Source organism: uncultured Gemella sp. (genome assembly GCF_963519265.1).
Classification (GTDB): Bacteria; Bacillota; Bacilli; order Staphylococcales; family Gemellaceae; genus Gemella.
This window is the reverse complement of record NZ_CAUQNQ010000045.1, coordinates 1-11387: the sequence shown is the minus strand read 5'-3', so window position 1 is coordinate 11387 and position 11387 is coordinate 1. Positions and strand designations below refer to the sequence as shown.

The window sequence follows — 11387 nt, the reverse complement described above, 5'->3', positions numbered from 1 at the left end:
ACATGACCTTTTGAAGATATTACTCTATATTTTTTCCCTAGATATTTTTCAATAGTTTTTGCCTTAGAAGGAGATTCGACTATTACTAAATTTTCTGCCATTTTCTTCTCTCCATAATTTTATAATAAGTAGTATCTTAAAACATTTTTATTAACTTGTCAACTTTTTCCATTAAAAATTAATCAATTTTAGTCAATATTAATGGTTCAGCATTTTCTCTAACAACAATAGTATGTTCATATTGAGCAATATAAGAACCATCATTTGCAACTAATTCCCACTCATCTCTATCTGAATTTCCTACAGTTTTCGCTTTAGTAGATACGAAAGGTTCTACCGCTAAACACATACCATCTTTTAAGATAAGATTATCCCATGGATCAAAATAATTGAACACATGTTGTGGTTCTTGGTGTAATGAAGTTCCAATTCCATGCCCAGTTAAGTTTTCAATTACTTCTAATTTATGTTCTTTTATTTTTTTATGTACATGTTTACCAATTTGGTTTATTTTTCTTCCTGCTACAGCATGTTTTATTCCTTCATAAAACGCTTCTTTAGCAACTTCACATACTTTTTCTTTCATTGGATCATCTACCTTACCAACAACAAAAGAAATACCTGTATCAGCATAATAACCGTCTTTACAGCCTGATACATCTATATTAAGGAGGTCACCATCTTTTAATATTTTTGTACTAGATGGAATCCCATGTGCTGCTTGGTAATTTAATGAAATACATGTATATCCTGGAAAATCATACTCTGTAATAGGAGCTGATTTTGCACCATACTTTTCAAATAATTCTTTAGCAATATTATCTAGTTCTTTAGTTGAGACACCAGGTACTGCTTTTTTTACCATTTCATCTCTAATTGTAGCACAGATGAAACCTATTTCTTTCATTTTTTGTAATTGTTCTTCTGTTTTAATAATCATGATTTCTCCTTTTATTTAACTAGTTCGAATAAATTTTTAATAGAATAAGTCGGTTTATGCTCTTTAGTTTCTAAATCTTCTACACTTGTGACACCGGTTTGAACGTGAATTGTATCTATTCCACCATTAATACCAGACATAATATCAGTATCATAGTTGTCTCCAACCATAACAATCTCTTCCTTGCTATAGTCAAATAAATCCATAGCACATTCCATAATAATTTTGCTAGGCTTACCTATAACGGTAGCTGGGGTAGAAGTTGCATACTCTAGATACTTAACTTGTCCCCCGTTACTCGGAACAAAGCCGTTTGCTGTTGGTAACAATGTGTCTGGATTAGTACCAATCAGTTCCGCACCATTTAATACAGCTCTGGCCGCAGTTGCAAGTTTATCATAAGTAAGTTGTCTATCAAGACCAACTACAACTGCATCAACACCTTCCTCATTTTCTCTTTGATTGAATGAACTTAAAGTATTCTTAAGCCCAGCTTCACCGATTACATATAAATTTTTATATCCTTTACTTTCAAGATAAATTTTAGTAGCATCACTAGATGTAAATACATGTTCTTCTGACGTCTCAATATCAAATTTCTTTAAATGCTCTGCTACATCTTTAGGTTGTCTTGTTGAATTATTAGTTAAAAACAAGTAATCTATGTTGTTTTTATTTAAATAATCAACAAACTCCTTTGCATATTTTATCTTTTTTTCTCCATTATAAATAGTACCATCTAGGTCTATTAGATATAATTTATATTGTTTTATACTCATTCCATCTCTCCATTAATTTCATTTAGCATAACATATTCAAATATCAATTTCTTCTATAAATTAGAATAAATTAAACAACTATTTCTATTTTACACCGATTATAAAAAAAATAAAAGCATTAATTAGGATTTTCCTACTTAATGCTTATATAAAATCGTTAAAAACACTATTTAAAAAGACTAGCCACGAGTTCATCTCTGATAATTGTTTCTTCTCATGATACCAAACTATCATTATAACAGATTGTAAAGTTATGTACCATTTTAGTCTATTTCTATATTTTATAGTCGGTTCTTGTCCATAAATTTTTAGCCACTCACTCCACTCACTTTGAGGTATATATCGATATAATACAAAGGAAATATCGATGGCTGGATCACACAATATAGAATGTTCCCAATCTACTAAAAACAGTTTACCTTGATCTGAAAGTAACCAGTTATCTTTGTGTAAATCCGTATGACAAGGTGTATATTCCACATCATCATTAGGTAAACAATTCTCTAAATAATTAAGTGCATCGACGATATTGCGATTTTTTCTAAGTTCGTCAGCAATAATCGATTTCAAATTAGAAAGTGATCTGCCAGCTGTTTCTTCAACATAGCCTTGAGCTTTCATAATTTTTTTTAGTTTTGATGAACCGTGTACTTTTTTCAAAATTTCAGGTATACGTCTATCCGTCATATCTTCCGTATTTAATGTTCTACCATTTTCAAAATCTTGTGCGATTAATACATCTCCATTACTAATACGCTTAGTCCATCTTAATCTAGGAACAATGCCTTCTGCAGAAAGAGTTGCTATCATCGGAGTAGTATTTTTCTTAATAAAGTAACGTTGATTATCTCTTGAACAAAAATAATCTTCGTTGTATGTATCATCTAAAGTCCAGCCCATCTGATAATATTCTTTAGACATATTTTATACTGCTCCTTTCTTCAATCTCTTTTTAAAAATTATAATGCACTATATATTTTACATTCTTTAATCATATTTTTCAAGATGGTATTTAAGCACTAAAATTAAAAATCTCAAAGATATTATAATTTATATATACAAAAATTAGAATTAATATCCTTGAGATTGCTTATTATCTTATTTATTACAAGATAAACATTATATCAAATAAATATTTTTATAAAATTTATTGTTCGCAACAAAGTTTATAAATTCCTTCTGCGTATATTGCAGTCGCTAATAATAAATCCTCTACTTCTAAATATTCATTTGCTTGGTGCATTGTATCTTCCTTACCTGGGAAAAGCAATCCAAATGCAACACCTTTTTTAAGGCAACGAGCATAAGTTCCTCCTCCTAATACAAATGCACCATTTTTCGTATCACCAGTATATTTTCTATATACATCCATTAATGTAGTTACTAATTCGTCATCTTTTGGTACATAGTGAGCTTCCTTAGTGCTTGTAACTTCGATATCAATATTATTCACTTTAACTCCATTCAATCTAGCAACTAAATCAAATTTTTTAGGATGACGACAATCTGTAGAAACTATTCCTACTTTGTTTTCTAAATCATATTCAAGAATACCATAGTTATAAGTAGCTTCTCCCATTTCATCATCTGAATAATCAATTCCTAATTTTTCACCAAACGGATCATTAGCAAGTTTTTCTACTATATAGTCTACAAAGTTTTTACCATTGTTATCTAATCCTAATGTACTTAAAAATTCTGCTAATTTTGTTGCACCATTAATACCATATTGCGGTGTTGAACCATGTGCTGCTTTCCCTTTAAGTGTAAGTTTAATTGTATTTTCTACACTAACTTTTCCTTCAAGTTTCTCTTGAACTAAGAATTTTTCAAATTTTTCTTTAATATCTGATACTTCTCCTACTAATACAGCCTCTGCACTTGCAATAACCATATTAAGAACTTGTCCACCGTTAAATTTAACAAGTTTATAATTATACTCTCCATCTTCTGCTACAAATTTTAATTTGTGATCAAAAGTTGCTCTAGCTTTTTCAGCATATACTAACGGGAACATTGCGTCTGGAGTGAACCCTGATGCTGGTTGCTCTTCGTGTTTAAAGTACGCTTCAACACATCTAAAACCTGTTTCTTCATCACTACCTACAATTACCCTTACTCGTTTATTCCATTTCACACCAAGTTTATCCAAAAGTTTTACAGCATAGTAAGCTGCCATTGTAGGCCCTTTGTCATCTAATGAACCACGAGCAAATATTTTACCATCTCTCACTTCAGGTTTGAAAGGATGACTAATCCAATCTGCTTCTACTACCGGTACTACATCAACGTGCCCAAGAATACCAAATAATTCTTCTCCTTGTCCCACTTCAATATGCCCTGCTTTATTTTCTACTAATTTAGTTTTGTAACCATCACGTTCACCAAAAGATAAAATTAAATCCAATGCTTCTCTTGGTCCACTTCCAAATGGTGTTTCCTCAGTTATATCAGTTCCTAAAATTGAACGTACACTTAATAACTCAAATAAATCTTTAAGTAGGTCCTCCTTATGATTTAGAACTTCTTGTTTAAAATCGATATTCATTTTATATCCCTCCATTATTTATTTAATTTATCTAGTTCTTCATTTGTTAAGTATCTATATTCACCTAATTCTAAATTTCCATCTAGTATTAATTCTCCTATAGATATTCTTTTTAAATATGTTACTGTTGTTTCTAGTGATTTCATCATTCTTTTTACTTGATGAAATTTTCCCTCTGTTATGTATATATTTGCTCTACTTTTGTTCTCGCTACTTTCTAATATTTCTAGACGCGCGGGCTTACATTTATATCCATCTTCTAGGATAACACCAGCTTCAACAATTGATAGATGCTCTTCTTTAAGTTCTCCACTTACCTCAACATAATATTTTTTTACTACATCTTTCTTAGGGGTGATCAATCTATGAGCTAACTCTCCATCATTTGTCAGTAACATAAGTCCTTCAGTATCCTTATCAAGTCTACCTACTGGAAATACCTTATGAATGCGATCTTCTTCTTTTAAAATATCCACAACTGTTTTTTCAATCGCATCTTCTGTTGCAGATACAGTATCCTTAGGCTTATTCATCATAATATAAACATATTTTTGATAAACTAACCTATTCCCATTCACCATTACCTGATCATTGATTTCATCAACCTTATAATCAGGACTCTTTATTAAAATATCATTAATTAATATTCCCTTTTTAATAATTTTTTTCGCTTCTGCTCTACTTAGTGTTGTAGTTGAGCTAATAAATTTATCTAGCCTCACTATACTCTTCTCCTTAGATTTCTTAATGATGATAGTGTAATCTTTTTACCGAATAAATATTCATCAAATTTCATCATAGTTATACTGATGAAATAAATAATACCACCAAAAATCGCACATATCATAATTAAAATCATACTTGAAATTTTCGATTCAATAACAAAATTAGACAAAATTGATTCATATATCGCAGCTACTGTAATAAACATAATGAAACAACTGCATAAAATTATAAATAACCTTGAAATGAACTCAAAAATTCTAAGTCTAACCACAGTATTGATAATAACTAAGTTTATACTAATCATCACAAGATAAGTTGTGATTGAAGATAAAATCACACCATTTGTCTCAAATTTCATTACAAATGGAGTAATAGTTACATACTTAACTACCAACCCCACTATAATCGCTACAAAGTTTAATAGTTGCTTATTAACAGCCTGCATAATTATACTAGTTAAACTATATATTGAATATAATACCGCTAGCGGCAGATAAAACCTTAATAAAGCAGCATTTTCTAAACTTCTACTATAAAAAGTCGAGTAAATAGGATCAGCAAGGACATACATTCCTACAAGTGCTGGCAGTACAATCATCAAAAGAGCTAAAACTACTCTATTTATTTGACTACTAACACTTACTTTATCCCCTTGTGCAAACAATCTAGTTATAGAAGGTAAAAAAGTACTAGAGAAAGCCGGAGCTATAGCTACAGCAATCATTACTACTTTATTAACAAGTTGCAGTGCTGAAAATCTCCCATCTACTATATCAGCCTTTCCTATTTGAGTCATCCCATGAATAAAATTATGTTGATCTATAATATTTAGAATTGGAAATAACCCAACTATAAATATAAATGGTATAGATACCGAGAAAAATTCCTTCACTAATGATACTGTAGGAATATCAAGTTGTACTTCATCTTCATCTATATTAAAATCTAAATTTCTTCTATATTTAGTATAAAAAAAGAAAAGTGTAATTAAAGAAAAAACAGCCCCGACTGCCGCTGCAAATGTGGCACTAACATTTCCTTCAACTACTCCATAACCTAAAACTCTCATAATAAAATAAGTAGCACCTAGCATAAATGCAATACGAGCTACTTGCTCAATAAATTGGCTCAACGCTGAAGGTAACATTATCTCATGCCCCTGGAATAAACCTCTAATACCTGCTGATATTAAAACCAACGGTACTCCGAAACTTAAACTTTTAAGAACTAATGCTCCTTCTTGTGGGGTAAATTTTTGTTGGTTACTTATAAGAATTTGATCCGATATAAATCCTGAACCAAAAAATAAGATACAAAAACCAACTATTCCCATAACTACTAGTAGCCAAGAACCTAGCCTATATATCCTTCTACTAACACTATAAGCTCCCACTGCATTATATTTTGCAACCAATTTTGCTATTGCAAGTGGGGTTCCTGCGCCTGAAATCTCTAGTATAGTTGCATAGTAACTATATCCATAGTTGAATAAAGCCATTTGTTCCTCTCCACCAATTATCTGATAAAAAGGAATTAGATACACTGCACCTAAAATCTTTGTTAAAATTAAACTTAAACTAAGTATAGCAGTCCCTTTAAATAAGGAATCTTTTTTCAAAATTTTCACATCCAAACTTAATATTTAATTATAATATTTATTATAAGTATAAATACTGATAGCAATATACTAACGCAGTAACTAGACTATACGCTGCTACCAATTTCAATACTTTATCCATACGTCTTCTTTTTATTTTATTATTAGCAACTAGAACTATATATGAACCTAGTAACAACACAAATGTTATAATAAAAACCATAACAGATAAAACTATTGCCATACTATCATCCTTTCTTTTTAATATAACTTTATTTTATCATGATTTTCAAAATTTTTAAACATACTTTCAGATTTATTTATAAAAAAATTACTTACATCATTCCAAAGTAAATTCATAGAAAATTTATATGTTAGATTTTATAACATACACTTTATTTTCTTACTTTTATTTGTTATTATACTATATAGATATAAAATATTTTTATTTCACAAAAATCTAATTAGAGAGGTGCTAGTATGGGGTTCAAAGAATTACAAAAAAATCTTCCGGTTTTTTCTATAAGTGTAGTAACAAAGATTACACAGCTTACTGCAAGACAAATAAGATACTATGAAGAAAAAAAACTCTTTACTCCAAAACGTACTGAAGGTAACACTAGGCTTTTTTCTTTTAATGATATCGATAAACTATTAACAATAAAAGATCTACTTACAAAAGGCTTCAATCTGAAAGCTATCGATGAAATTATTAACCAAAAAGAAGTATCTGCTGAAACTATACAAATTAGACAAATTATCCATAACGATATTTTTGCAGGACCGAACGGATTACCTCGCGAACGCTCTATAGGACGTGGTGATTTATCTAGATTTTATAATAATAAAAAAAATAAATTTTAATGCTATATTTTTTACATAAACAAGGAGACAACATGACTAAAACTATTACTAGAGAAGAAATAATAAAAAGAATTGAAGATGAAAACGTTAAGTATATCAGATTACAATTTACTGACATCACAGGAACAATAAAAAACGTGGAAGTTCCAGTTAGTCAAATTGAAAAAGTATTAGATAATAAGATGATGTTTGATGGTTCATCAATTGAAGGTTTTGTACGAATTGAAGAAAGTGACATGTATCTTTATCCTGATTTAAATACATTCTTAGTTTTTTCATGGGATAGTGAGTACGGTAAAGTAGCTCGTTTTATCTGTGATGTTTATACTGTAGATGGAAAACCATTTGCTGGTGATCCTCGTGGTAATTTAAAAAGAACACTTGAAAGAATGAAAAAATTAGGTTTTGATACTTTAAACCTTGGACCAGAACCAGAATTTTTCTTATTTAGATTAAAAGAAAATGGTGAACCAAGTTTAGAATTAAATGATAATGGTGGTTATTTCGATCTTGCTCCTGTTGATTTAGGAGAAAACGTACGCCGTGACATCGTTCTTGAACTTGAACGTCTAGGGTTTGATATTGAAGCAAGTCACCACGAAGTTGCTCCAGGTCAACACGAAATCGACTTCAAATATGATGATGTAATTTCAGCTTGTGATAATATTCAAACATTTAAATTAATTGTAAAAACTATTGCTAGAAAACACGGTTTACACGCAACATTCATGCCAAAACCAATTTTTGGTATTAATGGTTCTGGAATGCACTGTAACGTCTCTATGTTCAGTAACGGTGAAAACAGCTTTTATGATGAAAACAGCGAAAATGGATTAAGTGAAGTAGCATCACACTTTATCGCTGGGATTCTTAAACATGCTCGTAGTTTCACAGCAGTATGTAATCCAACTGTAAACTCATACAAACGTCTAGTTCCTGGTTATGAAGCGCCATGTTATGTTGCATGGTCAACTTCAAATCGTTCACCTCTAGTTCGTATTCCTGCTGCACGTGGTAAATCTACACGTGTAGAAGTTAGATCAGTAGACCCAGCTGCAAACCCATACTTAGCAATGACAACAATCTTAGCAGCAGGTTTAGACGGAATTGAAAATAAATTAGTTCCAGCTGCTGAAGTTAGAAGTAATATCTATGTAATGACTCATGAAGAAAGAATAGCAAACGGTATTGATGAATTACCTTCAACACTATATACAGCACTAAAAGAATTATCAACTTCACCTATTATGAAAGATGCATTAGGAGATCACATCTTCTATAACTTTATAGAAGCAAAATCAATCGAATGGGATTCATTCAGAACTCAAGTTACCGATTGGGAAATTGATCAATATTTAAAAAATTATTAATTAATTAAAAAACAAGGAATAGCTTAACTTCACGCTATTCCTTGTTTTCTCTTTATAAAAAAAGGGAGTGACTCAAAAATTGTGATTTCAGAGAAATCGATTTTTTTAGAGTCACCCCCGCACAGTTTATTAGATATCTAAAAAGCTTTTATAAAGCGAATTTAGATATCAATAAACCACTGCGTCTATGAGTTTTCATATGAACTTTGTTAAATTTTAGGACTTTTGGGTCAGCCCCTTTTTTCTATTAGAATTTAGATAGTAATTCTACTAATGCTTCTTTTGGTTGGTATCCAGTTTTTTCTTCTAGTACTTCACCATTTTTCATGATTAATAGTGTAGGAATTGACATAATACCAAATTCACCAGCAGCCTCTTGATTTTCATCTACATTAACTTTGTAGAATTCAATGTTTGAAAATTCGCTAGCAACTTCTTCTAATACTGGTGCTAACATTTTACATGGACCACACCAAGGTGCCCAAAAGTCAAATACTTTTACACTATCAGTTTTTGATAATTCAAAAAATTCTTTATCTGTGATTTCTCTCATTGTTTCTGTCTCCTTTAATACTTATGAATTTATTTTATAATATCATAGCCAATTATTCAAATTATTTGTTTTACATCATTGGCATTTGAGGTTGCATTGGTTCATCTTTTGAAACATCGGCTACAACAGCTTCTGTTGATAAAAATAAACTTGATACACTCGCAGCATTTTGTAATGCCGAACGCGTAACTTTCGTTGGATCAACTATTCCAGCTTTTATCATATCAACCCACTCTTCAGTCGCAGCATTAAATCCATATCCAACTTCGACTTCTTTAAGCTTAGCTACAATAACACTACTTTCTAATCCAGCATTTTCTGCAATTTGACGAACTGGTGCTTCAAGAGCTTTTTTAATAATATTTATTCCTGTTTGCTCATCACCAGTTGCTTCTAATTTTTCAACCTCAGAAATTACTTGAACAAGAGCAGTTCCTCCACCAGGAACAATACCTTCTTCTACTGCAGCTCTAGTTGAATTTAAAGCATCTTCTATTCTTAATTTTCTCTCTTTTAATTCAGTCTCAGTGGCAGCTCCAACTTTAATTACAGCTACTCCTCCTGATAGTTTTGCCAATCTTTCTTGTAATTTTTCACGATCGAATTCAGAACTTGATTCTGCATAAAGTACTTTAATCTGTTGTGTTCTACTTTCGATTTTTTCTTTATCACCTTTACCACCAACAATAACAGTGTTATCTTTAGTAACATTTACTTTAGCAGCTTTCCCAAGCATTGTTATGTTAGCATCTTTTAATTCTAAACCTAAATCATCAGTTATCAAGGTACCACCTGTTAGAATAGCGATATCTTCTAAGATTGCTTTTCTTCTTTCTCCAAATCCTGGAGCTTTTACTGCAACAACATTAAATGTACCACGAAGTTTATTGACAACAAGTGTTGCTACAGCTTCCTGTTCAACATCATCTGCAATAATCAACAATGGTTTCGCTGCTGCAACTACTTCTTCTAATACTGGTAAGATTTCTTGAACAGCACTGATTTTTTTATCAGTAACCAGAACATAAGGGTTATCTAAATCAGCAATCATTTTTTCTGTATCACTTACCATATACGGAGATAGATATCCTCTATCGAATTGCATTCCTTCTACAACTTCTAAAGTAGTATCTAACGCTTGAGATTCTTCAATAGTAATAACACCATCATTACCAACTTTATCCATAGCTTCTGAAATGAATTTTCCTATTTCTTCATCAGCAGCTGAAATAGCTCCTACTTGAGCAATTTTATCTTTAGAATCAACCGTTACGCTAATTTCACGAAGACGTTCAACAGCTACTTTCACCGCTCTTTCCATACCTTTTCTTATACCGATAGGATTAGCACCACTAGTAACGTTTTTTAGTCCTTCAGTTATCATAGCCTGCGCAAGAATTGTTGCAGTCGTAGTTCCATCACCTGCGATTTCATTTGTTTTATTAGCAACTTCAGCAACTAATTTTGCACCCATATTTTCATATGGATCTTCTAATTCTATTTCCTTGGCAATTGATACTCCATCATTTGTGATTAATGGAGAACCAAATTTTCTATCTAATACAACATTTCGTCCTTTTGGTCCTAATGTAATTTTGACAGCATTTGCTAATTTATCCACACCAACTTTCATCGATTGGCGAGCATCTTCTGAAAATTTTAATTCTTTAACCATGTTTCCTCCTAATTTTCATTAATATCAGTTTTCAAAAAAGTAACAGTACTAATCTTCAATAACAGCTAGAACTTCTTCCTCATTTACTAAATAGTACTCTTCATTTTTAAAATTAACCTTTTTATAGTTATCTGAAAATACTACTTTACTTCCAGCAGTTAGTTCTCCATCATTATCTTTTGATAATAAACAACTTTCTCCTAAAGCAACTACAATCGCAATATTTGAAGTTTCTTCTTTTGAAGCTAAAACTATTCCACTAGTTGTTGCTTTTTCTTTCTCTACTTTTTTTAATAATACATTATCAAATAATGGTTTAATCATATTAATAACCT

13 protein-coding genes are annotated in these 11387 nt (G+C 31.0%); 2 read left to right on the top strand and 11 right to left on the bottom strand.

The window, feature by feature from the left end:
• The 8 genes from RWN11_RS08270 to RWN11_RS05605 all read right to left on the bottom strand — a co-directional run.
• On the bottom strand, positions 1-101 hold a 101-nt coding region (locus RWN11_RS08270; RefSeq protein ID WP_399536088.1), incomplete at its 3' end, for a toprim domain-containing protein.
• Between the two features lie 77 nt (positions 102-178).
• A complete protein-coding gene (gene map / locus RWN11_RS05635) occupies positions 179-940 on the bottom strand; it encodes a type I methionyl aminopeptidase (protein ID WP_299324071.1) in 762 nt (253 codons plus the stop codon).
• An 11-nt stretch (positions 941-951) separates the two neighbouring features.
• Complete coding sequence (locus RWN11_RS05630; RefSeq protein ID WP_314160794.1) at positions 952-1719, bottom strand: TIGR01457 family HAD-type hydrolase; 768 nt, start codon at positions 1717-1719, stop codon at positions 952-954.
• 144 nt (positions 1720-1863) lie between these two features.
• The gene (locus tag RWN11_RS05625) at positions 1864-2640 is read right to left on the bottom strand and encodes a phosphotransferase family protein (protein WP_314160793.1); all 777 of its coding nucleotides are present in this window, start codon (positions 2638-2640) and stop codon (positions 1864-1866) included.
• Positions 2641-2866: 226 nt separating this feature from the next.
• On the bottom strand, positions 2867-4267 hold the full coding sequence (gene pepV / locus RWN11_RS05620; RefSeq protein WP_314160792.1) for a dipeptidase PepV: 1401 nt from the start codon (positions 4265-4267) through the stop codon (positions 2867-2869).
• A gap of 14 nt (positions 4268-4281) precedes the next feature.
• Positions 4282-4989 carry a 16S rRNA pseudouridine(516) synthase gene (locus tag RWN11_RS05615; RefSeq protein WP_314160791.1) on the bottom strand — a complete coding sequence of 236 codons (708 nt, stop codon included), beginning with the start codon at positions 4987-4989 and terminating at the stop codon, positions 4282-4284.
• Positions 4989-6620, bottom strand: coding sequence for a polysaccharide biosynthesis protein (locus tag RWN11_RS05610; protein ID WP_314160790.1), 1632 nt, complete (start codon positions 6618-6620; stop codon positions 4989-4991). The genes RWN11_RS05615 and RWN11_RS05610 overlap by 1 nt, the downstream gene beginning before the upstream one ends.
• Before the next feature lie 31 nt (positions 6621-6651).
• Complete coding sequence (locus RWN11_RS05605) at positions 6652-6834, bottom strand: hypothetical protein (protein WP_314160789.1); 183 nt, start codon at positions 6832-6834, stop codon at positions 6652-6654.
• Between the two features lie 236 nt (positions 6835-7070).
• On the opposite strand from RWN11_RS05605, the gene RWN11_RS05600 reads away from it, so the two are divergent.
• Both RWN11_RS05600 and glnA read left to right on the top strand, forming a co-directional pair.
• Positions 7071-7454 (top strand): MerR family transcriptional regulator, encoded by a 384-nt coding sequence (locus tag RWN11_RS05600; RefSeq protein WP_314160788.1) that lies wholly within the window; start codon positions 7071-7073, stop codon positions 7452-7454.
• Positions 7455-7486: 32 nt separating this feature from the next.
• Positions 7487-8824: a type I glutamate--ammonia ligase gene (glnA, locus tag RWN11_RS05595; protein WP_314160787.1), complete on the top strand. Its 1338-nt coding sequence runs from the start codon at positions 7487-7489 to the stop codon at positions 8822-8824.
• A 247-nt stretch (positions 8825-9071) separates the two neighbouring features.
• Here glnA and trxA read toward each other — a convergent pair whose 3' ends face one another.
• From trxA to RWN11_RS05580, 3 genes are all read right to left on the bottom strand, one after another.
• Positions 9072-9377, bottom strand: coding sequence for a thioredoxin (gene trxA / locus RWN11_RS05590; protein ID WP_060913690.1), 306 nt, complete (start codon positions 9375-9377; stop codon positions 9072-9074).
• A 70-nt stretch (positions 9378-9447) separates the two neighbouring features.
• A complete protein-coding gene (gene groL, locus RWN11_RS05585; RefSeq protein WP_314160786.1) occupies positions 9448-11052 on the bottom strand; it encodes a chaperonin GroEL in 1605 nt (534 codons plus the stop codon).
• Between the two features lie 48 nt (positions 11053-11100).
• The coding region (locus RWN11_RS05580) for a co-chaperone GroES (RefSeq protein ID WP_314160785.1) at positions 11101-11387 on the bottom strand (287 nt) is incomplete at its 5' end.